The 22561-nt window shown below is 42.7% G+C and carries 25 protein-coding genes; 20 read left to right on the forward strand and 5 right to left on the reverse strand.

Annotated features, from left to right (window positions below):
* From BLT18_RS03165 to BLT18_RS03175, 3 genes are all read right to left on the reverse strand, one after another.
* The coding region (locus BLT18_RS03165; protein ID WP_281242329.1) for a 4-hydroxyphenylacetate 3-hydroxylase N-terminal domain-containing protein at window positions 1-526 on the reverse strand (526 nt) is incomplete at its 3' end.
* Window positions 527-870: 344 nt separating this feature from the next.
* Entirely contained in the window at window positions 871-2673 is a 1803-nt protein-coding gene (locus BLT18_RS03170) for a XylR N-terminal domain-containing protein (RefSeq protein WP_091271172.1), read from the reverse strand.
* Window positions 2674-2711: 38 nt separating this feature from the next.
* A complete protein-coding gene (locus BLT18_RS03175; protein WP_091271174.1) occupies window positions 2712-3173 on the reverse strand; it encodes a flavin reductase family protein in 462 nt (153 codons plus the stop codon).
* 342 nt (window positions 3174-3515) lie between these two features.
* Between BLT18_RS03175 and BLT18_RS03180 the strand changes: the two genes are divergently transcribed.
* The 3 genes from BLT18_RS03180 to BLT18_RS03195 all read left to right on the forward strand — a co-directional run bounded on the left by BLT18_RS03180 (window position 3516) and on the right by BLT18_RS03195 (window position 5386).
* Window positions 3516-4184: a GntR family transcriptional regulator gene (locus tag BLT18_RS03180; protein WP_091271175.1), complete on the forward strand. Its 669-nt coding sequence runs from the start codon at window positions 3516-3518 to the stop codon at window positions 4182-4184.
* Window positions 4185-4466: 282 nt separating this feature from the next.
* Window positions 4467-4793 (forward strand): 2Fe-2S iron-sulfur cluster-binding protein, encoded by a 327-nt coding sequence (locus BLT18_RS03190; RefSeq protein ID WP_091271177.1) that lies wholly within the window; start codon window positions 4467-4469, stop codon window positions 4791-4793.
* Window positions 4794-4909: 116 nt separating this feature from the next.
* Window positions 4910-5386 carry a RidA family protein gene (locus BLT18_RS03195; protein ID WP_245705161.1) on the forward strand — a complete coding sequence of 159 codons (477 nt, stop codon included), beginning with the start codon at window positions 4910-4912 and terminating at the stop codon, window positions 5384-5386.
* 100 nt (window positions 5387-5486) lie between these two features.
* Here BLT18_RS03195 and BLT18_RS03200 read toward each other — a convergent pair whose 3' ends face one another.
* A complete protein-coding gene (locus BLT18_RS03200; RefSeq protein ID WP_091271179.1) occupies window positions 5487-5798 on the reverse strand; it encodes a hypothetical protein in 312 nt (103 codons plus the stop codon).
* 193 nt (window positions 5799-5991) lie between these two features.
* On the opposite strand from BLT18_RS03200, the gene BLT18_RS03205 reads away from it, so the two are divergent.
* The 12 genes from BLT18_RS03205 to BLT18_RS03260 all read left to right on the forward strand — a co-directional run bounded on the left by BLT18_RS03205 (window position 5992) and on the right by BLT18_RS03260 (window position 16045).
* Window positions 5992-6276 (forward strand): 2Fe-2S iron-sulfur cluster-binding protein, encoded by a 285-nt coding sequence (locus BLT18_RS03205; protein WP_091271181.1) that lies wholly within the window; start codon window positions 5992-5994, stop codon window positions 6274-6276.
* A gap of 209 nt (window positions 6277-6485) precedes the next feature.
* On the forward strand, window positions 6486-7247 hold the full coding sequence (locus BLT18_RS03210) for a creatininase family protein (RefSeq protein ID WP_091271182.1): 762 nt from the start codon (window positions 6486-6488) through the stop codon (window positions 7245-7247).
* 35 nt (window positions 7248-7282) lie between these two features.
* On the forward strand, window positions 7283-8758 hold the full coding sequence (locus tag BLT18_RS03215; RefSeq protein ID WP_091271184.1) for a hypothetical protein: 1476 nt from the start codon (window positions 7283-7285) through the stop codon (window positions 8756-8758).
* 162 nt (window positions 8759-8920) lie between these two features.
* Complete coding sequence (locus BLT18_RS03220; protein ID WP_091271185.1) at window positions 8921-9643, forward strand: TenA family transcriptional regulator; 723 nt, start codon at window positions 8921-8923, stop codon at window positions 9641-9643.
* 91 nt (window positions 9644-9734) lie between these two features.
* Window positions 9735-11195, forward strand: coding sequence for an aldehyde dehydrogenase family protein (locus BLT18_RS03225; RefSeq protein WP_245705162.1), 1461 nt, complete (start codon window positions 9735-9737; stop codon window positions 11193-11195).
* Window positions 11196-11209: 14 nt separating this feature from the next.
* Complete coding sequence (locus tag BLT18_RS03230) at window positions 11210-11689, forward strand: GlcG/HbpS family heme-binding protein (protein ID WP_091271189.1); 480 nt, start codon at window positions 11210-11212, stop codon at window positions 11687-11689.
* A gap of 81 nt (window positions 11690-11770) precedes the next feature.
* Entirely contained in the window at window positions 11771-12358 is a 588-nt protein-coding gene (locus BLT18_RS03235) for a chromate transporter (RefSeq protein ID WP_091271190.1), read from the forward strand.
* A complete protein-coding gene (locus BLT18_RS03240) occupies window positions 12355-12897 on the forward strand; it encodes a chromate transporter (RefSeq protein WP_091271191.1) in 543 nt (180 codons plus the stop codon). The genes BLT18_RS03235 and BLT18_RS03240 overlap by 4 nt, the downstream gene beginning before the upstream one ends.
* 27 nt (window positions 12898-12924) lie before the next feature.
* Window positions 12925-13914 (forward strand): NAD(P)/FAD-dependent oxidoreductase, encoded by a 990-nt coding sequence (locus BLT18_RS03245; protein WP_091271192.1) that lies wholly within the window; start codon window positions 12925-12927, stop codon window positions 13912-13914.
* Window positions 13915-13936: 22 nt separating this feature from the next.
* Window positions 13937-14182, forward strand: a complete 246-nt coding sequence (locus BLT18_RS03250; RefSeq protein WP_091271193.1) for a ferredoxin — start codon at window positions 13937-13939, stop codon at window positions 14180-14182.
* Window positions 14183-14301: 119 nt separating this feature from the next.
* Window positions 14302-14505 carry a hypothetical protein gene (locus BLT18_RS03255; protein WP_091271194.1) on the forward strand — a complete coding sequence of 68 codons (204 nt, stop codon included), beginning with the start codon at window positions 14302-14304 and terminating at the stop codon, window positions 14503-14505.
* A gap of 133 nt (window positions 14506-14638) precedes the next feature.
* Window positions 14639-16045 carry a hypothetical protein gene (locus BLT18_RS03260; RefSeq protein ID WP_091271533.1) on the forward strand — a complete coding sequence of 469 codons (1407 nt, stop codon included), beginning with the start codon at window positions 14639-14641 and terminating at the stop codon, window positions 16043-16045.
* Window positions 16046-16142: 97 nt separating this feature from the next.
* On the opposite strand, the gene BLT18_RS03265 is transcribed toward BLT18_RS03260, so the two are convergent.
* The gene (locus BLT18_RS03265) at window positions 16143-16412 is read right to left on the reverse strand and encodes a hypothetical protein (RefSeq protein ID WP_091271195.1); all 270 of its coding nucleotides are present in this window, start codon (window positions 16410-16412) and stop codon (window positions 16143-16145) included.
* 318 nt (window positions 16413-16730) lie between these two features.
* Between BLT18_RS03265 and BLT18_RS03270 the strand changes: the two genes are divergently transcribed.
* The 5 genes from BLT18_RS03270 to BLT18_RS03290 all read left to right on the forward strand — a co-directional run bounded on the left by BLT18_RS03270 (window position 16731) and on the right by BLT18_RS03290 (window position 22440).
* Entirely contained in the window at window positions 16731-17417 is a 687-nt protein-coding gene (locus BLT18_RS03270) for a FadR/GntR family transcriptional regulator (RefSeq protein ID WP_091271535.1), read from the forward strand.
* A 68-nt stretch (window positions 17418-17485) separates the two neighbouring features.
* A complete protein-coding gene (locus tag BLT18_RS03275) occupies window positions 17486-18811 on the forward strand; it encodes an FAD-binding oxidoreductase (protein WP_091271196.1) in 1326 nt (441 codons plus the stop codon).
* 1 nt (window position 18812) lies between these two features.
* Window positions 18813-20171: a (Fe-S)-binding protein gene (locus BLT18_RS03280; protein ID WP_091271197.1), complete on the forward strand. Its 1359-nt coding sequence runs from the start codon at window positions 18813-18815 to the stop codon at window positions 20169-20171.
* A complete protein-coding gene (locus BLT18_RS03285) occupies window positions 20172-21632 on the forward strand; it encodes an FAD-binding oxidoreductase (RefSeq protein ID WP_091271199.1) in 1461 nt (486 codons plus the stop codon).
* 28 nt (window positions 21633-21660) lie between these two features.
* Window positions 21661-22440: a fumarylacetoacetate hydrolase family protein gene (locus BLT18_RS03290; protein WP_091271201.1), complete on the forward strand. Its 780-nt coding sequence runs from the start codon at window positions 21661-21663 to the stop codon at window positions 22438-22440.
* The last annotated feature ends 121 nt before the right edge of the window (window positions 22441-22561 follow it).

Consider the following 22561-nt stretch of genomic DNA (forward strand, 5'->3'; position numbering starts at 1 on the left):
CTGCGCGGACGAATACGTCATTGACAGCTTCCATTGGTTTGTTGCGGTCTACTGGAGGGTTAATAATCGCATGGTTAAAGAACCAGTTTTTCTCTTGGGCTTCTTTGTACCAATAGCGTGCATTATCAGAATATGGTGCATAGTAATCCGGGTCAGCACCAAGTGTTGCTAAGAACGATGCTTTGTAATCCGGGGATCTGCCCATTTGCCCGTACGTAATCTTTGCCCATTCCGCAATCGCATCTCTTGATTCGAGCAAGTCCTGGGCGGATTCAGCATATTGGAAGAATTTTTGCGTATAGCCGCCATTTCCTGTATCGGTCGGTTTTGTTAAGATATCTTTTGTTTTTTCATCGTGAAGGGCATCATATTGTCTCGCAATCGAGCGGGCGGCGTTTCGAAACGCTGGGTGTGTCGTTACGTCATTCACGCGTTCACCGTTAATCCAGACTTCGCGGTTATCTTTTAAGCTCTCCAGGTATTCTTCTCCTGTCAAAGGACGTTTCGTTTTTTGTTGTTGTAGCATGGGACATCCTCCTTCAATCTGTTTTCCAATGAAGCGCTTTCAATTGGTTAGTTTCATTATGGTTTCTTTTCTGAAAAATTTGAACTGTAAAACAATATAGAGATTTTACTTCCTTCTTTCAAAATTTGTGGTTTTTAAAAATGCGCTGAATAATATGATGAAGATTGTGTATAGGGTTTTATTGAAGAGGCGGAGCAGGACAGGAAGTCTGCATCAACATTTCTGCTGTGTTTTACAAAGCAGTTAGCTCTGCATAAGCAATGTTTCAGTATATAAGAGAAGTTTTGGCTGCATAAAAAAATCCCCTTGGTTAATAAAGGAGATTTTATTTAGTATGAGGCTGTTTATAAAGATGTGGCAGATGGCTGGGAATCATTAATTTGTATCGCAAAATAGATTTGAATAGCTAATTGGTACTGAAAACGGCCTTGGCCCGATTTTAAATCCACATCACACAGCTGTTCGATGCGCTCGAGCCGGTAGCGAAGCCCGGCAATGGACAGATGCATTTCGTCTGCTGTTTGCTGCAAGTTGCCGTTATTATCGAGATATGCTTTTAATGTAAGCAGCAAGTTGGATTGACTGTTTTCATCGTATTTGACTAATGCACCAATCGTTTTATGATAAAAATCAATCAATTCTTGTTGATCTGTCCCCTTTAACAGCATCATAACCGGTTCGATATCTTCAAAAAACGTCAAGCGGCTGTTGGCTGGCTGGGTCAGCTGGACGAAATCACTAATGGCACAAGCATCTTGATAGCTTTTGGTTAAATCCTGCAAGCTGCTGGACTGCCGGCCGACTCCCATGTAAATGGTGACGTGTGGAAATTGATGTTCTAGGTCATCTGCCATACATTGAGCAAAGTCTTTGGTCGCTTTTTTATCGTCATCCGATAAAATCATAATAATATAATGTCCTTTAGCAAAAATATCTTTGTCTGGGTATGTGGCGCTTAAAAACTGCATGACATGCTTGTCACAATCAGCTGGTTCTAATTTCATAGACAAGATACGATTCAGTGAATCCGGTCTGAAGTGAAAGAGGTGGGAGCGTTTTTCGTACACGGCATTGTCTGTATCATTTAACATTTCTTCAAAAAACTCTTCTTTTTTCTTCCAAATCGAGCGCGTGATTTTCCACTGATGAAACAATTGAATGGTAAACACACTTAAGGCACGCTTAATAATGAGATGATCTTTATTTTCTATAGGATCGTGGCCGATAACGACCATTCGCCCCAAGTTCAAGTTATTGGCACGAATCGGGTACGTTGTAATCACATTTTCTGTTTCTTCTGTGTAGACAAACTGATCGTTCCAATTTGTATAGATACGGTGGTCGTCATCACTTAGGAAAACGCTTTCAATTGTTTGCCCGTGATAATCGACGATAATGCTTTTCTTAAGAGACTGAGCAACAAATTCAATTGTTTCTGTGAAATCACGATCTTCGAGAAAAAGATTCGTTAGCTGGTCTTGAATTTTATCTGATTCTATAATGTTTTGGTTGATTTCGTGCAGTTCGTTGTATGCGCGGTCGAGTTCAGAAGCAAGGGATTCTGCTTTGTAATAGCGCATGTCTTTTTTATGCTTGTCATCTAACAAGTTTGTTGTTTTTGCAACAAAGTAGCAGTAGTTAGCACCTTGTCCGGCACATTGGTCTTCATAGGCAATTACATCAGAACCAAATGTCTTGGTGAGATAACCGCTGGCATATCCGGCGAGAATCCAGCAGACAGGACACGTACTTTCGCCGTAATGATTGACATGTTCGACCGCTTCAAATGAACTTCTCCAAAACCCTGTGAAATGAAGAGAATCATGAGAAGTGTCTAATGTCTCAGGTTCCACCGTTACTACCCCTTCTAACGTGTGCAGAACGGGGCCGGCGAGCATTAATTCTTTTGTATTATCCCAGTCATACATACTGGCAATACTCTCCCCGTCTTTTGCACCCCAGGCCCATCCATACCGCATAAGGAAGCCTTTGGCACGATCCATGCCGAGTGTATTAATAAGATCACGGCGAAGCAGGCCAAGCGCTTCGACCGATACGAGAGCCATTCGTTTGTGATTAAATGTAATCATGCCCGTTCGGGGATTGATGTCCATTAGGTTATCAAATAACAGTTGATTTGCCCTCATTTCATACCCCTTTCTGGATATATGTAGGAAGCTGCAGCTTATGTGGCTGCAACGTGAGAAAACGATCCACAGAAATAAAGCAGAGGATTACCGCTTTGGTATTGAAAATCTTTCACTTCTCCGAGATAAAGAACGTGATCTCCTCCGTCATAAGCAGCCCATGGTTCACACTCAATATGGGCGAGTGCATCTTTAATGCGACAGCCACGTTTTCCCTCCTCCCAAGTAAAAGGAAGCGGGTCTTGCGTTTTACCGGCAAAGTGCAGAGCTGTCTCTTTCTGGTCCTCTTTTAAAACGTTTACAATAAATCGGTTGTCTTTTAATACATCCAATGCCGTAGTGCTGCGGTCAACAGAAACAAGGATAAGCATAGGATCAAGAGAGACAGAAGTAAAGGAGTTCACGGTAAAACCGTGTGTTCTATTATCTGCTTCACTTGTCACAACTGTGACACCAGTTGCAAAACGTCCCATACAATGTCTAAAATCTTTTGGATCCATGGTTTACACTCTTTATCATTATGTGCTGGATTTATGTAAAATTGTAGCAATATTAAAACAAATGATATACCGCAAAAATGTGGTGGAAATCCAGCGGTAACTTGCACAATGGTAGAGTGTTCAGCCATATCAAAGCCATGCAGCTTTTGTTTGTCTGCATAGAAAAACGTGGACAACTAACAAGTGTAGTAATATTCTGTTTTTTCCTATTATACAAGATAAAAAGAGGTTTGTAGATATAAAATTATTTCAGTCGTTTAAGACAGAAGAGCGTGACATTTTGTATCGGCCTATCAAACGTTGTATAATAATTGTATACAACATACAAAAGGGGGACTCTACATGAAAGAATGGGTTGCTGAGGATCTTTTATCCATTCGAGAGAGGGCGTATCTTCATCTGAAAAATTTAATTTTAGAAGGGGAGTATACTGCCGGAGACCGACTGGTGGAAAGGGAGTTAGCTGAAAAGTTAAACATAAGCAGAACACCGATTCGAGAAGCACTTTTCCGGTTGGAGTCACAAGGTTTTGTGAAAACTGTTCCACGCAAAGGTGTGGTCGTTTCTCAAATTTCAACGGAAGATATTATTGAAGTTTTCACGATTTTATCTTCTCTTGAAGTACTGGCATCGAAATTAGCTGCTCAAAAATTAGACAATCACACGAAAGAGGAATTGGATAATTGGATTGAAAAGCTGGAGTTTGCTTTAGAAAATAAAAACACAAGTGACATTGCGAACTTGCATATGGACATTAGCCATGTGTTATATCGAGCTGCTAAAAGTCCAAAACTATATGAAATGCTTGTTGATTTGATGGATTACATTCGAGCATTCGCTGATATTGGGCGCAGAGTAGAAGGCCGGATGGAAGAAGCGATGAGAGAACATTTGGCGGTATTAAAAGCCGTGCGAGATCAAGAAGTTGAAATGGCCGAGTATCTGACAAAGATTCACATTGAAAACTCCAAAAAAGCATATTTAAATTCTATTAACAAAAAAGGTGAATAGAAATGCTCGCCTTTTTTATTTTTTACATGGACAGACGTGAGCAGGAGTTACTCAGCGGCGCTGCCATCGCGGCGAAGAGCCAAAGGAGCACAGCGAGGCTGCGGCCTGCACAGGAAGGCTCGATGGCAGTCAAGCTTTCTTTATACGAAGAAGCCGCGTGTGTGGAAAATGAACGTCATGGATGTGTATTAAATAAGAATTCAGTAAATTTAAAAAATACATTGTTGAGTACTAGCTCGTATGGTATACTGTATACTAAATAGAATGAGGGAGGTTCTCATTATGCCGAATATCCATCTGAAAAACACAAATAAAACGTTAGAAGTAGAAAAAGATTCTAATATTTTGCGCAATTCTCTTCGTTATGGCGGCGAAGTTCCGAATAGGTGCGGAGGCGGTTACTGCGGAACATGTGTAGTAAAAATTGAAGAAGGCTCTGACAACCTGGATAAAGTGAAGCCGGCGGAAAAAAAGAAACTAGGGGAATTGTTAGACGATGACTATCGGTTAGCGTGCCAGACGTTTGTCAAAGGCGATGTGACATTATCTTGGGACGAAGAGTTTACAAAACAAGTGAAAAGACGGAAAGTGCAGCGTGTTAACTCCTAAAGACTTAAAATATGTCAGAAGATTTCAATATATTTTAGTATCTATTATTTATTATGGAGGGTCAGTGATGCAGCTTCTGACCCTTCTTTTATTCAGTGGAAAGGAGAAGTATGATTATGAACCAGGAAACGCTACTAGCAAAAAACAATATTGAACTGCCTTTGCCACCGAAGCAGTCAGGGCATTACCGTGTCACCAAGCAAGTAGGAAACTTGCTGTATGTGAGCGGCATCACGTGTAAGTGGAATGGTGAGACATTATATCAAGGCAGTGTCGGAGATACTGTCTCTTTGGACGAAGGCTATGAAGCCGCAAAAGTTTGCGGATTAAATCTATTAGCGGTCTTGCAAGATGCTTTAGGCGATTTGAAAAAAGTAAAGCAAGTCGTGAAGCTTGTCGGGTATGTTCGCTGCGACACTTCATTTGCGAGCTTGCCAAAAGTGGTAAACGGAGCATCCGATTTATTGGTGGAAGTGTTTGGTGAAGATGGCGAACATACGCGGTGTGCCGTTGGAGTAAGTATGCTCCCTGGTCAAGCAAGTGTAGAATGCGACTTAATTGTAGAACTTCATGAAAACGAAAAAAAGAGGTGATAAAAACACACCTCTTTTTCGCACAGACAGAAAGCGTCTGCCTGCTCGCAGCCGTCACGAATGATAAACCATGAAAGCTGTACGGCAGACGTGTTTTGATTTAATTTGCAGCCAGTTTCAGTTGGGAGCTGTCGGAATTAGGACCGGATAGTTCCCGTAATTCATCATGAGCTTCTTCTAGTTTTTCAAATGTCTCAAAAAACTTCACCGGGACTCGATTGACGTAGACCTTATCGTTTTTTTCTTCGGTCAGCTTGATTTTAATGCTGTTATCGTGCACCTTGGCAATCGTATATTTTGCTTTTAAGTGGTCAAAGAAGTAGTAGTCATACGTTTCAATAACCTCTAGTCCTTCATTATTTAAATCTGTCTGATACTCTTCTTTGTTCGTTAAAATAATGTATTGATCCATGTTCATCACGCTCCTCAAAATATTTGTATATTGTATACCATAAATAATAAAGGGTAAGTGCAGTAAATGCAAGAGGTGGAGAAAAATTATTTAGAAAATTGTAAACATTTATTGCATTTTGTCTGCAGATAGTTTTATACTAATTATTAAATTTACTATATATCACATAGTAAAATATGAAGGGGGAACTTTTATGCCAAAAGTAACGCTTTATAAAGCAGATATTGTCCATGAGCAAGAGGTAGATCCAGGCTCAAACTTGGTAGTACTAGCAGGAATCAAAAAATTTCCGCATTTGTCCTATGGCTGCGGCATGGGGAAATGCACCAGGTGCCAGGCGAAAATTACGAAAGGATCGGAGCATTTGGATGAGCCGAATTGGAAAGAAGAGAAAATGCTGGGCAGCAAGCTCGAAGAAGGATATCGTCTGCCGTGCCAGTTAACGATAAGAGAAGATATTGAAATTGATCAGTCTTAATTTTTTTTCGATACAAAGGTATAAAGTATACAATTTATGAAATGATTGGAAAAATGAAAGGGCATTCATTATAATAAAAAACGATGTAACATTATATAACACTGTTCATGTACAGGTGGAGGGAATCTATTAATATATTTAGTATACAAAATACTATAAAAAAGGAGGGATCAAAAAGGTTTCCATCAACGCAGGTAAGGAGGGACAGAATGAAGGCCTATTTACTTTCAGAAATGACATGGGAAGAAGTGGAAGAAGCAATGAAGACGGTAGAAATGGCGATTGTGCCAATTGGAGCCCATGAACAGCATGGACCGCATATGGTAGAAAGCTGCGATGCTGTGCTGGCCACAGAACTGGCGAACCGTCTGGCAGAAAGGCTTTTTCCGGAAGTGTTTGTGACACCGACTGTGAATATGGGAGTATCTCCCCATCACTTAAATTTTCCAGGAACGATTTCGCTAAAGCCGGAGACACTCACGGCTGTTATTAGAGATATCGTTGATTCCTTAACACATCAAGGCATACGCAAGTTTTTGCTGTTGAATTCTCACGGCGGCAATCAATCAACACTTGGTGCTGCGGTAACATCGCTGTCACAAGAAACAGGTGCTGATATTTATTTTGCCAAAACTACTGCTTCAGCCAAAGAAGCAATGAGCCGTCATATTGATTCCAGATTGTTTGGGCACAGCTGTGAAAGAGAAGTTTCAGAAGCACTGTACTTGGCTCCGGATCTGGTTCGGCTGGACCGGTTGGAAAAAGGAGATATCCAAACAGGCGGCTATTGGGAATGGCTTCGTCCAGGACAAGCCCTGCAAGGATTTTATCGGTATGAAGAGATGACAAAAAATGGCTGTATTGGTGATGCTACTAAAGCAAGTGCAGGTATTGGCGAAGAGATTGTGGAAGAAGCTTTGGATAACTTAACGACGTCCATTCAAGCACTTTTAATGAAAAATCGAGTATGAGGAGCACGCGGCTGGATATAGGGGGAAGATAATTTATGGAAGATGGTGTAGTATTAACGGCTTCTCATTGGATATTCTTACTTGTTATTTTAACGATTATTGCGTTTATGATTTTCAGGCGTGATGTTGTGATGCCGTCTATTGTTGGCACCTTTCTTATTGGATTGGTTTACAGCGGAGGAGATGGCTTTACAAACACAATCATTGGAGGAGCACAAGTCGTTTTCAGAGCGTTTTTGAATGCGGGGACGGAGCTGCTTGATATTATGCTCGTTATTGCTTTGATGGTGGCTATGTTAAAGTCATTGCAAAGCCAGGGCGCTGATGTTCTCATGATACAGCCGATGAAGAAATTAATGAAAACACCGTCCACTGCCTTTTTTGTCATCGGTCTAACGATGTATGTTGCTGCTACGTTTTTTTGGCCGACGCCAGCTGTGGCACTGGTTGGGACTGTATTAATCCCGATTGCGATGCAGGTGGGGCTGCCGGCTATGGGAGCTGCTGTTTCTGTCAACTTGATGGGGCACGGAATGGCTCTTTCCGGTGACGTCGTTATTCAAGGGGCGACACAGTTAACATCGTCCGCATCAGGCGTGAGCACCGTACAGCTGCTTCCGTTTACGGCGTTATTTTCGGTCACAGTAGGTTTTGTAGCTATTACGATTGCTTTTATTATGATTAAACGCGATATGAAAAAAGGCAAGCTTACTGTAGACACAAGTAATCAACCCGTCCAAGATGCTGATGCACAGCAGCAAAACCAATCGAGTCCGGAAGAAGAAATTGCAGCAACGGTGGAAAGCAGGCCGACTGCTAGAGCAAAGTTTCTTGCGTTTCTTGTGCCGGCAACGCTGTTTACGATTGTATTGACCATGATTTACCGGGCGATTTTTGCACCGGACAGTTCGATTGAAGGCGGCGATGCGACGGCTTTACTGGGAGGAAGTGCTGTTGCATTATTAATTATTGCGACGGTGCTCGATAAAGGCTCTAAGTCTATTGAAGCGATAGCAGGTCATATCCGCGAAGGGTTTTTCTTTGCGATTAAAATTTTTGCACCGATTATCCCGATTGCCGCGTTTTTCTTTATGGGAGATCCTGAACAAGCCCAAACCGTTCTCGGGGAAGGAGCACCTGGATTCTTATTTGACTTAGGAAACGCTGCTGCCCCTTATTTTGATGGCAATAAAATTACTTTAACGTTTGGCATGCTTGTTATCTCTTTATTAGCGGGAATGGATGGATCTGGCTTTTCTGGACTGCCATTAGTCGGTTCACTTTCTGCTGCACTAGGCGGCGGAGCTGGACTAGATGTTGCCGTATTAGCTTCATTGGGCCAAGTTGCTACAATCTTTGCAGGCGGCGGTACATTGGCAGCCTGGGCATTTGGTGTAGCGGCTGATGCAGGGATTGCCGGCGTAAAGCCGATTGACTTAGTCAGGCGCAATTTTATTCCGGTGATGGTAGGCTTGTTTGTCGCTGCCTGTATTGCGATCACCATCATGTAAAATAAAAAATCTGCGAATTAATCAGAATTTTTTAAATAGACAGTTGACAAAAGGGACAAACATTTATTATTATAAAGTCAAACATTATGGTATACAAAATACAGTATTTAAATTTTGGCAGCCATAAGTTAAATTGAAAGTCTATGAGGGAGGAATTTACAAATGGCAGAACTATTATCTCGTGAAGAGTTTAGAAGACAATTAGAGGAAGCAATTAAAGGAAATCACAGTGAAGCGGCACCGTTTACTGTTGCATGGGCAGAAGGGAAACTAAAAAGAGAGCATTTTGCAAGATGGGCGGAAAATCACTACCATTATGTAGGGCCGTTTGCTGATTACTTAGCTAGTATGTATGCCAACACTCCAGAAGCTTATACAGATGCCAAAGACTTCTTGCTGCAAAACATGTATGAAGAAGAAATCGCAGCCGACCGCCATACTGATTTACTAATTCGTTTTGCAGAAACGTGCGGAACGACAAGAGAGAGAGTAGAAAACCCTAAAAACATGCAGCCGACAACATTAGGACTGCAAAGCTGGTGTTATGCTGTAGCAATGAAAGAGAACTTTGTTGTAGCTACGGCAGCACTTGTTGTTGGACTGGAGTCGCAAGTTCCAGCAATTTACCGCAAACAAACACCAATCCTTCGTGAAAAATACGGCTTTAACGATGAAGAAATTGAGTTCTTTGACCTTCACATTGTTTCCGATGAAATTCACGGTGAACGCGGCTATTCCATTGTTTTAGAATATGCCGATACGCCGGAGCTGCAGCAGCGCTGTCTTGAAATTGTCCGTACAGGAGCAGACATGCGCCGCATGTACATGGATGGCTTGTACAGAGCGTACTTAAAAGATGATTTGGAACAAACTGCAAACGCATAATTATTACATTTTACTGGTATACAAAATACAATATCGGCAGTCTTCTAATATAGAAACTGCCGATATTGTTCCTATAAGGAAGGGTGGTACTTTGTTAGAAACAACCGTAAAACAATACAAAAATTATATTAACGGCGAATGGGTGTCCACAAAGGAAACATTCCAAAGTGTGAACCCGGCAGATGTAAATGACGTTGTAGGAGAATTTCCTTCTGCCACTTCAGTGGAAGTGAATGAGGCAATTGATGCAGCGAGTGCTGCTTTTCCAGACTGGGCAAAAGAATCACCAAGTAAACGCGCAGCGGTATTGAATAAAGCTGCCGATATATTAGAACAAAATGCTGATCAGCTTGGAGAAGAATTAACGAGAGAAGAAGGGAAAATTATTAGTGCCGGCAAGGGAGAAATCAAACGGACAGCACAAACCCTCCGGTATTATGCAGTGGAAGGGATGAGTTTCACCGGGGAGACATTTCCAAATGATGATCCGAATATGGAAGTCACGACGCAGAAAGAACCGTTAGGGGTTGTATCTGTGATCACTCCGTGGAACTTTCCGATTTCTATTCCAGCAAGAAAGATAGCTCCAGCATTAATGACGGGAAACACGGTTATCTTTAAACCTTCTTCTGACACACCGTTAATCGCATACCGCCTGGTGGAAGCGTTACATGAAGCCGGAATACCAAAAGGAGTCATCAATTTTGTGACAGGAAGATCTTCCAACATTGGAGATGACATTATTACCCATCCGGCGGTTCGCGCCGTAACGTTTACCGGTTCTACAGCGGCAGGGGAAGATATTCATCAAAAAGCATCACTTACCACACGGACCCAAATGGAATTAGGCGGGAAAAACCCATTGATTGTTATGGAAGATGCGGATATCGATCATGCCGCGCAGCTGGCGGTGAATGGCGGCTTTTCTTTGACTGGACAAGCATGTACAGGGACTAGCCGCGTAATTGTCATGAAATCTGTCGCAGAGGCGTTTCAACGTGCGTTGATCGAAAAGACGAAAGCTCTAACTATCGGCAATGGGCTGAATGAATCAACAAAAGTTGGCCCGCTTGCTAACCAGCGCCAATTAAAAAATGTACGAGAATACATTGAAATCGGAAAGCAAGAAGGAGCAGCACTAGTCTATGGGGGAGATCAGTTAACAGAAACAAAAGAATACGAGAACGGTTACTTTATCCAGCCGGCCATCTTTGCTGATGTTCATCCTTCTATGCGGATCGCTCAAGAAGAAATCTTCGGTCCGGTTATCGCTATTCTTACCGTAGACAGTTACGAAGAAGCGATTCAAGTAGCGAACGGCGTAGAGTACGGATTGTCCGCCGCGATTGTGACCAATGATATAAAAACAGCAAATCAGTTCACAAAAGATATCGAAGCCGGAACAGTAAAGGTTAACCGAACAACAACCGGCAACTTAATTAATGCTCCGTTTGGAGGACTGAAAAAGTCCAGCACCTCCACATTCAGGGAATCTGGAAGAGCTGGAATGGAATTTTTCACGCAAATTAAAACTGTGTACGTGGGGTACTAAAGGGGGAGTTTCGCATGAAGCAAGTATTGGAGCTGACGTTAGAAGAAGCAAAGGTTATGATTGAAGCGGCCAAGCAAAAGGCAGAAGAAATTAATGTTCTCGAGACGATTACTGTCGTTGACAGCGGCGGATATGTGATTGCGATGGAAAGGATGAATGGATCTCGTGTAACAGGTCCGGAAATTGCGATGGCAAAAGGCTTCACGGCCGCTGGCCATAAGCGTTCCACTCATCTTTTTAATAAAGAGCCGAATGGGCCGGTATTACCTGGAAATGAAGCATTTGGCATTCAACATATGATTCCAGGAAAGTTCGCAACATTTGTTGGTGGTTTTCCGGTTGTTGTGGACGGAGAAGTCATCGGCGGTGTCGGTGTGAGCGGAGGCAATGGAGAACAGGACACTGCTGTTGGCACAGCTGCTTTACAAGCTTTAGCAGAACATGTCAAAGACCAAAATCATGAAGTCATTACCGACGCAGATATTAAACGATAGTAATAAATAGACAAAAGGGTTAGGCCCACGTTCTGCGGCCGGCCCTGTTGTATCTGGACGTTGTTCAATGAGGTGAGCGTTTTGCAGACGTTTGTACAAATATCGATAGGTTTTGCAAGGGCTGGTGTCTTAGGATATGGCGGAGGCCCTTCTGTGATTCCGCTAATCGAGCACGAAGCTGTAAAAAATTATCAGTGGATGTCAAGCGACGAATTTGGTGAAACATTAGCTTTAGCCAATACGCTGCCCGGCCCGATTGCTACGAAGATGGCAGCATATGTCGGGTATAAAGTAAAGGGAAGCATGGGTGCAGTTGTTGCCATCCTTGCACATATATTGCCATCTCTTGCAGCAATGATTGGTTTGTTAAGCTTTTTATATTCTTTTCGAGATTCACCGTTTATCAGCGGCATGGTTCAGGGTGTGACACCTGTGATTGCGATTATGCTGTTAATGATGGCATTGGGTTTTTTAAAAAAAGCATCAAATGGCCTTGGAATGAAATGGATGGCCCTTATGTTAATTATTGGTATCATCCTGCTTGAGATTTTATTGATTCATCCAGGAATTGTGATCGCTCTATTTTTGAGTGCTGCTTTTATTTATGCAACATACAAAGTGAAAAACAATGTAAATAACACGCAAAAGGAAAAGGACGTTCAATCATGACGTATGTAGAAATTTTTTGGGCATTTTTTATTGCTAATTTGCTGGGGTATGGAGGGGGACCGGCAACGATTCCTCTCATTCAAAACGAAGTAGTCAATCAGTATGAGTGGATGAATTTGAATGAGTTTAGTGAATTGCTCGCAATTGCAAATGCTCTGCCAGGGCCGATAGCGACAAAGATGGGAGGATTTATCGGTTATGAAGTTGGAGGGGTTTTGGGTGCAGTTGTTGCACTTATTGCTACCGTTGCTCCTTCCGCTATTGCGGTCATTATTTTATTTAAATTTGCGTCGATGTTTAAAGACTCTTTGCAAATAAAGTTTATGACACGGTCGGTACAGCCGGTTATTGCTATCCTGTTAGGAGTGCTTGCGCTGCAATTTTTCTATACTTCGTTTGAAGACAGCGGCATTATTCACTTGCTGTTATTAAGTGTGGTCAGCTACTTCTCGCTGGAAAAGTTTCGTATTCATCCAGCATTGGTTATTCTTGGTGCTTTGCTGTATGGAGGGGTGTTTTTATCGGGGGCCGTTATATAACGCACCAAGCGAAAAAGGAGGGGGAAGATGGAGAGAGAGGTGTACGATATTACGATTATCGGCGGCGGGCCGACAGGGATGTTTGCAGCGTTTTACGCAGGAATGCGGCAAGCTTCTGTGAAAGTAATCGAGAGTCTGCCGCAGCTAGGTGGACAGCTGGCTGCCCTGTATCCGGAAAAGTACATTTATGATGTGGCTGGTTTTCCAAAAGTGCGGGCAAAAGATTTAGTGCAATCCCTAAAAGAGCAGATGGACCAATTTCATCCAGCGGTTAGTTTAGAAGAAGCGGTGGAAGATCTTCAAACAGAAAATGATGGAGTCATTCGACTAACGACCAATAAACAAGAACATCTGACACGAACAGTGATTATTACCGCCGGTGTCGGCGCTTTTCAACCACGTAAAGTTGCTTTCGAACATGCAGATCTTTATGAAAACAGCAACCTTCATTATTTTGTCGATGATTTGGAGAAGTTTCGGGATAAAAAAGTCGTGATTTGCGGCGGCGGAGATTCAGCGGTGGACTGGGCACTGATGCTTGAGTCTATTGCCAAGCAAGTCACTGTTGTTCACCGGCGTACGAAATTTCGAGCACATGAACACAGTGTAAAGCAGCTGCTTTCTTCTGCCGCTCATGTGAAAACGCCATTTAAGCTAGTAGATTTTATTGGAGATGGACAGGCCATTACGTCTGTGATAGTGCAAAAAGAGAAAGAAGAGATCAAGGAAACAGTCGAAGTCGATGATGTCATTGTAAACTATGGATTTGTTTCCTCATTAGGACCGCTGCAGCAATTAGGCCTGGAAATAGATAAGCATTCGATTGTTGTCAATTCGCGTATGGAAACCAATATTCCAGGAGTGTATGCAGCAGGAGACGTGACGACGTTTGATGGCAAAGTAAAATTAATTGCCACAGGCTTTGGAGAAGCTCCGACTGCGGTGAATAACGCGAAAGCATGGATCGACCCGAATGCAAAGGTGCAGCCTTTGCACAGTACATCGATTATGGCATAAAGAGGAAAGGAGAGGTTCTAATATGAGTAAGTTTGTTTTTGTTGATAAAGATACATGTATTGCGTGCGGAGCCTGCGGGGAAGATGCACCGAATATATTTGAATATGATGAAGAAGGTTTGTCCGAAGTGGCGCTTGATAATAACACTGGCACAGGTGCAGTTCCTGAAGACTTAGAGGAGGAGCTGCTAGACGCAGAAGAAGGTTGTCCCACCGAATCAATTAAGGTAGCCGATACTCCCTTTCAAAATAAAGCAGCAAATGAATAAGGAAATAACTGTGGATTGCAGCAGAATCCTTTAAAAAAACATAATAAAGTCCTTTTCTTTTACACTGTTTTGGTATACAATATACAATCATGGGATAAAGACAAAAGGAGTGGAGAGCCATGATTTTTCCAAAACAAATCGATTGGAAGCATCACATGTTCAAAACAAGAGAAGAATTTGCAGATGAGAACGTTGTGGAATGTGCTTTATATGGCGATGTTTGTGTTTCTCAATGCGAAAACTGTGTGTGGCTGCAGCATATGACAGAAGAAATGGCCAAGACTAAGGTGGCGTGCAAGCCGCCTGTCATTTGGGAAAGGTAGAAGGAGAAAAAAGGGGGGCGTTCTAGATCCCTGTGATGCCATGGAAGCAGCGCTCCCTTTTGATTTTGGTTTTTGGTATACATAATGTATAATGAGTAGAAAATGTTGGAAATTATAGATGGGGGATGATGGTGTGATACGTTACATATTTCTATTGGCGATTGGTTTATATTTACTGTCAAATATCATACATCATCCCGTTTTAGATGTTTTCGTTTCTATCGTTGCTTTATGTGCTGTCGTATGCAGCGTCTTTTTTGTTCGAAGCATTGTGCTGATGTTTGGACTGATATTTTTAAGTTCAGGCATTCTCTTGCTGTCTTTCAGCCACTCGGCTGTCACCAGCTATTTATTTGCTTTTGGCGAAATGCTTAATCTCTTAACACTATTTGCTTTAATTCCCATCCTGGCTTTGCCGATCAGGCTTGGAAACTATGCCGGCGAAGTGAAAGCAGTGATTCAGAAGAAAATAAAGAACTCGATGCAGCTGTACATGATGTCATCAGGAATATCGTATTTTTTAAGTTCTTTTATGAACTTAGCTGCACTGCCAATGACATATTACTCGATTCGTCCGTCCATTGATGAGTATGCGGTATACAACAAAGAACGCTTCATGTCACGTTCGATTACACACGGATTTGCGATGCCTCTATTGTGGACACCTGTAACACCGATTGTAGGGATTGTGTTAGAAATGACAGGCGTGAACTACAGTAGCATTTTGCCTGTATTAATCCCATTAAGTGTGCTGGGACTGCTCGTTGATTGGCTGATTGTCCGTGTGCATACTATCCCTTCTCAAGTAAGCCGAGAAGAATTTTCCGGGGTGGAAGCTGCAGAGTCATCCAAGCAGGAGATGGCTGCTGCAACAGAAGACACGGAAGACAAGTCTGTTTACCGTTTGTTTCATATTTTTCTTGCTATTATTCTCTTAAATATAACCATTTTGATTGTCGAACAATTTGCAGATGTCAGCTTTTTGTTTCTTATTAGTTTGTTAGTTATTCCGTTTTCTTTTATCTGGACATTGCTCATCAAAAAGCAGCGTGAGTATGTACACGCTTTAGGAAATCACTTCCAAACCCATGTGACAAAAATGAAAGACCAGTTTTTTCTCTTTTTATCTGCTGGCTTCTTCATTTCTGCTTTAAATATTTCCGGAGCCGATCAAACGGTAAATCAATGGATCAGCAGCATTATTGATGTCATTGGTGTACACGCTTTTCTGGCTGTGCTGCCTTTCATTCCTGCAGGTTTGGCATTTATCGGCCTTCACCCTGCTGTTGCGTTTGTGTTAATTGTAGAGGCCGTTAATCCGCACGTCCTTGGCTTATCGCCGCTGGTCTTGACGATTGCCATGCTCGGAAGTGCCGTTCCGGCATTTTTGATGGGCCCCTACAATGCGACACTTGGAGTAATGTCCAATATTATTGATCAAAGCCCTTTCAAAATATCGAATTGGAATATTCCGTTCAGCCTTACCTACATGGTGATTCTGATTGTTTTCTTGCAAGCAGCACAATATATTTTTTCCTAGAAAAGCAGCTCTTTTTAAAGGGCTGCTTCATTTTTTAGGCTCTACAACGTTTGTTGAGGTTATCATATTCTTCAGACTGGCAATGTTTTCGCTGTCTTTAAGGAATGATCGTTTCTTTTTTTAATTCTTCCCGGTACGTGTCATATTGTGTATGGGCCTTTCCGTTATACCAGCCTTTTTTATACCCATTTTCAAAAGCCGCATCAGCGGTAAGTTCTTCTACTTCCTGCACCGCATCCACCACGTCATCAAGCAGGCTGATATCAATATCGTGTTCAATCAGTTTGTTGGCTAGGATTTCAAACGATTGCGCGAACGTTTCCCTTTTTTCCGCAAATAGAATATGCTTGGCTGCTGAGTAAGTCATAAGCTGTCCACCTCCTGTGAATCTTTGAATCTGTTATTTTTATCATAGACGTGAACGAAGAGGTTTATACGTATCGGAATCAAAGTCCAAGCTTTTGTTTTTACAGCAGTGTTTTATCAGTAGATGCAGCGGTATAAGAGTTACATGTGGATAAGCACCTCCTATAACATGTTCTAAAACATAACAACATTATATTTTGTTGTAATTTTAAAAAAATATTGAAAACTAAAAGAGGCAGTGATTTAATATAGATAGAGTAATCACACATCTGATGATTAATAAGTGAACGAAAGTAACGAGGAAGAAGGATGGTGAGTGGTGGCAATAGAAAAGATTGTAACGAAAAAGGTGTCTGTGTTAGTAGCTGAACAGATTGAAGAAATGATTAAAAACCAAACATTGAAGCCTGGCGACAAACTTCCCTCGATTCGTGAACTATGTGAACAGCTGGATGTGGGAAGGTCCGCTGTACGAGATGCACTGTTAACATTAAATGGCAAAGGCGCAGTGCATATGAAACAAGGGGAGGGTGCTTTCATATGTGAGTTTGATTCGAAGAATTTGTTTAATCAGACGGCTATCTCTGCGGAAAAACGGCATATGAAAGAGCTTTTTCAAGTAAGAAAAATCTTGGAAACAGGAGCGGCTGCAGCGGCGGCGAAAGATTGCACCGGTGAAGATATACAGGCGTTAGAGATATTACTTACCGATTCCTTGCGAGAGTGGGGAGCCGATTATAAGTTTCATTTAAAAATAGCAAAAATGACAGGAAATCCGATCTTAGTTCAGTTAATGGAGTTCATTTCGGCTACGATGACGCAGGCGATGAAAGACTTTCATGTGCAAATTAGCGAAAACGGCGAAGAACTGCATCGCATTATGGAACAGCATGTTCGCATTTTTGAAGCCATTCAGGCAGCTGACCCAAACCAAGCCAAGCGGGCAATGATGGAACACTTGCATCATGTGGAGAAGCTGCTGCTGGAGAAAACATCACAGAAATAACTCTTTTTTTCGACAATTTTAGAAACTGCGTTGCTTTATGAGCAACAAAAGGAGGGGGAGCAGTAAATATGGGAACTTCCGATGTGTTACAGCAAGTAAGCAGTTTAGTAAAAGATTCGGCGGTAGAGGAGAATACGTCGCTTGATTACTGGTATGGAAATGATGGAAAGATGAAAGTTTTTCCACGATCTGAAGACGACATACGAGCACTGCTTCAAAGAGCCAATGACAACCGCCATACGGTGGCCATTGCGGGGAATGGAAGCAAACGAGGGTTCGGAGGAAAAGAAGCTGCAGCTGATATCCTTTTATCTCTATCTTCGTATAAAGGAATCATCGAACATACTGTCGGGGATATGACCATTATTGTGAAAGCTGGCACGTTACTTCGCGAACTGCAGGATTATTTGAGAGAATACCGCCAGCAGATTCCCCTGGATCCAGCGCATCCGGAATCAGCAACCATTGGCGGTGTTATTGCAGCCAATGACAGCGGCCCAAAGCGGCTGGGTTATGGTTCGGCAAGAGACCACGTTATTGGTTTGAAGGTGGCTTATGCCAATGGCGACTTGATACGAACAGGCGGGAAAGTCGTGAAAAACGTTGCTGGGTACGACATGAACAAACTATTTGTCGGGTCGATGGGAACGCTTGGAGTGATAACCGAAGCAGCGTTAAAGCTAAGGCCGCTTCCAAAATATGAAAGCGTGCTGTTTGTTCCATTTGAGGAAGCAAACCAACATGCAATACGTGAATTTGCTGTAGAGATTCTTGATTCCATGGTGGAGCCAGTTTCGTTGGAACTGTTTAATCCTCGTCTGTCCGAGAAATTGTTAGGGCACAGACGGTATACGCTTGCGATCGCATTGGAAGATGTGGAAACATCTGTTCATTACCAAGAGGAAAAAATAGGAGAAATGGCAGAGAGGGTATCATCGCTTACGGTATTTTCCGAAGATGATGCGAAACAATTTTGGAAGCGTTTTTATAGTGCTTTTCCAAACAGCGGCGCGGTACCAAAGGAACATGCTACTGATGCTGTTGTAAAAGTTGGTGTTAAAAATTTGGATGTGCTTTCTGTATTAAACGAATGCGCCATGCTTGAAGACGCCCATAATGTATCGATATGTGCTCATGGCGGATTAGGTCATGGGCTATGTCAGATACATGTGGCCGGAGCGCAGGAGGATGTGCTGGCCGCTATTTCTTCGATACGTAAAACGGCTGTGCATCTGCAAGGTTACGCAGTTGTCAAACACTTACCGTTAGCACTTCGCCAGATGATCGATATTTGGGGAGAGAAGCCTTCCTACTTCTTTTTGCTAGAAGGTATTAAAAAGAAAATGGACCCTTTTTCTACGCTGAATCCGAAACGTTTTATAGGAGGGTTATAGAATGAGTGTAAAAGAAAACGTTGTGCAAGAGCCGCCGTGTACAAATCAAAGCTTAAGCAATTATCTATGGAAAGAAAAGCCGGATGAAAACAAGTGGGCAGACTGCGTGCATTGCGGCATGTGCCTTGAGTCTTGTCCAACCTATGAAGTGACAGGACAAGAGCAGCATTCCCCGCGCGGGCGTGTTCATCTAATAAAGTCGGTGGCCGAAGGAAAACTTGAAGTGAACGAACAATTTATGGACCCAGTGTTTGCCTGCTTGGATTGCAAAGCTTGCACAACGGCTTGTCCAGCGGATGTTGATGTTGGCGGACTCATTGAAGAAGCAAGGGGACAAGTGCGCCAAGCGCTGCCGCTCACTGGCTGGCGGAAAATGGTGAGCAGCTTCTTTTTAAAAGGGATATTTCCACATCCATCCAGGATTCAGACAGCAGGACAGTTGTTAAAAGTCTATCAAAAAAGCGGCGTGCAGTCTGTTGTAAGAAAAACGGGCGTATTACATGTCCTGCCGGACCATCTGAAAACGATGGAAAGCGTGATGCCAAAAATAAAGCAGCCCGTGCGAAAAAAATATAAGCACGAAGAGGTAATCAAGGCAAAAGACAAAACAAAACAAGAGGTCGCATTTTTAACCGGATGTGTGATGGATGTGATGTTTAGTGATATTAACGAAGCCACCGTAAACGTACTGACGAGAAACGGAAACGATGTGGCTATTCCAAAACAGCAGACTTGCTGCGGAGCACTGCACGTTCATGCTGGGGACCGGGATATGGGAAGGAAGCTGGCTAAACAGAATATTGAAGCGTTTGAACATGCGGATACCGTTATTACAAATGCGGCTGGCTGTGGCTGCATGTTAGCAGAATATCCTGAATTGTTTCGAGAAGAAGATACAGAATGGAGAGAGCGGGCCGAAGATTTTGCAAAGAAAGTCGTAGACGTATCTAAATACTTGCACGACACCGGCTATGAAAAGCCGGAAGCAAAACTAAACACTACATTGACGTATCATGATGCCTGCCATCTTGCTCACGGGCAAGGTGTACGGCAAGAGCCGCGTGATGTGTTACTGGATATACCAGGTGTCAAGATGGTTCCGATGGCCAATGCAGACCGCTGCTGCGGCAGTGCGGGAATCTATAATATTACCAATCCAGACATGGCAGGGGACGTACTAGAAAGCAAAATCGAAAATGTTCCTGAGGAAGCAGAAATGATTTCAATGGGAAACCCAGGCTGTATGCTGCAAATGGCGATGGGAGTAGAAAAGCATGGAAGAAATCAACAAATCGTTCATACGGTGCAGCTTTTAGACTGGGCCTATCAAAAAGAAGATCAAGAAAGGGGGAGGAAATAGTTGTTTCGTCGCAAAAAAGCATTAAAAACGGAAGATACACATATTAAACAATTAGCAGACATTGTTGGCCCAAAAGAGGTGTTGTTTCATAAAGAAGATCTCATTTCCTATGAATCGGACGGATTTACAATCCACAGCCACATGCCAAAAGCAGTGGTTTTTCCAAAAAATACAGAAGAAGTCGCAGCAGTTGTTAAATACTGCGCAGATCATGATTTGCCGTTTCTGGCAAGAGGAGCTGGTACGGGGTTAAGCGGCGGAGCCATACCGCTTAACGGAGAAGTAATTATTAGTCTTGTGAAGATGAAGCGGCTGCTGCATGTCGACCTGGAAAACAGACAGGCGGTCGTGGAACCAGGTTATGTGAACTTAAAGTTAACCCACTCTATATCAGACAAGGGTTATTATTATGCACCGGATCCTTCTAGTCAATACTGCTGTACAATCGGAGGGAATGTAGCAGAGAATGCAGGCGGTGCTCATTGTTTGAAATACGGAGTTACTACCAATCATATCTTAGGACTAGAAGTTGTTACGCCAGCTGGCGATATTATAGAAATTGGCCGGGAAGGCATTGCAGATGTACCTGGATATGATTTGCTGGGCCTGATCACAGGCTCAGAAGGAACGCTAGGCATTGTGACGAAAATAACAGTACGTATTTTAAAAAATCCAGAAGAAAAACAAACCGTACTAGCCTATTTTGACCGCGTGGAAGATGGAAGTCGGGCGGTATCTGATATCGTTTCCCGGGGGATTGTCCCCGCAGCGCTTGAGATGATGGATAAAATCGCGATAGAAGGGGTGGAAGCGGCAGCATTTCCTGTTGGCCATCCAAAAGATATTGAAGCACTGCTGCTCATAGAAGTCGACGGTATTTCTGCAGGTATTGAAGAGCAGATTGATGATATTTTAGACGTTTGCAAGAAACGCAATGTCCGTTCAGTCAAAGTAGCTCAAGATGAAAAAGAAAGAGCAAAATGGTGGGCAAACCGGAAAACAGGCTTTGGGGCGATGGGAGCGATTTCGCCTGATTATCTCGTACAAGACGGTGTTATTCCTCGCAGTACTCTGCCGCAAGTGCTGCAGAAAATAAATGAAGTCAGTCAAGAAACGGGACTGCGCATTGCGAATATTTTTCATGCTGGTGATGGTAACTTGCATCCGCTCATTTTGTTTGATGCAAGAGTTCCAGGAGAGACTGAAAAAGCATTGGAAGCAGGCAGCAAGTGTTTGCAGGCCTGTGCAGATGCGGGAGGGTCTATCACCGGGGAGCACGGTGTAGGTATTGAAAAACGGGAAGAAATGCGATTTGTGTTTACAGACCAAGAAATACAAGCACAAACCGATGTGCGGGAAGTATTTAATCCACACTATTTATTAAACGCAGGCAAGCTGTTTCCCTCATCAGGACGCTGTGCCGAGATTAAAGCCGAACAAAAAAAGGCAGCATCAGAATAAGAGAAGATAAATAGAAAGGAATGAGGACATGAAGTTTGTTAGGTTTGCTGAACAATCTGCTGTTTGTCAAGGGGTTATAAAGGACAATACAGTAGAAGAAATCACAGGTGATATGTTTACAGACTGGACATACACTGGACGCAGGTTTCTAGTCGATGACATCAAGCTGCTTGCACCGCTTGAACCAAAACAAATTATCGGTATTGGCGCGAACTTTGTGAAACACCCTCAAGAGCGTCCGGAGACGCTGCCGCAAATTCCTGTATTTTTCTTTAAACCTGTTTCCTCTGTCATTGGACCGGACGAGGAGATTGTGATACCTGCTGGCATCGAGGAAGTGAAATTCGAATCGGAACTTGCTGTTGTCATTGGCAAAGAGACGAAAAACATTTCAAAAGATGACGTATTGGATCACGTGTTTGGCTGCACAGTTGGAAACGATGTAACTGCTCCTCAGTATCTTCATGAAGACGGTCATTGGATGGTAGGGAAATCATTTGATACCTTCACACCGCTTGGGCCGTGTATAGAGACTGATATGAATCCGCTGGCGGTTTCGGTGGAAGCAAAACTTGACGGAGATGAAAAGCAAAACAGTTCTGTTGACTGCATGATTGTACCAATTCAAGAGATGATTGCTTACCTATCTCACGTGATGACATTGCAAAAAGGAGATGTGATTTTAACAGGAAGCCCGCTCGGGGCCGAAATGACGCGTGCAGGCAGTACGATTGAATGTGAAATCAAAGATATTGGCGTATTAAAAAACCGTTTTGTAAAAGCGAAACAAGGCGCAGCTTCGATGTAATGCTGTCCCCTTTTTTAGCAGTACCCCTTGTGACAGTTTTGTTTGATTTTGCTATCAAATAATCCATCAGGACACACCGCCTCAACGTTCTGTTCTGGTGGGTTATTTCAAATAAAATAAA

It is taken from the genome of Alteribacillus persepolensis (assembly GCF_900099605.1).
Classification (GTDB): domain Bacteria; phylum Bacillota; class Bacilli; order Bacillales; family Marinococcaceae; genus Alteribacillus; species Alteribacillus persepolensis.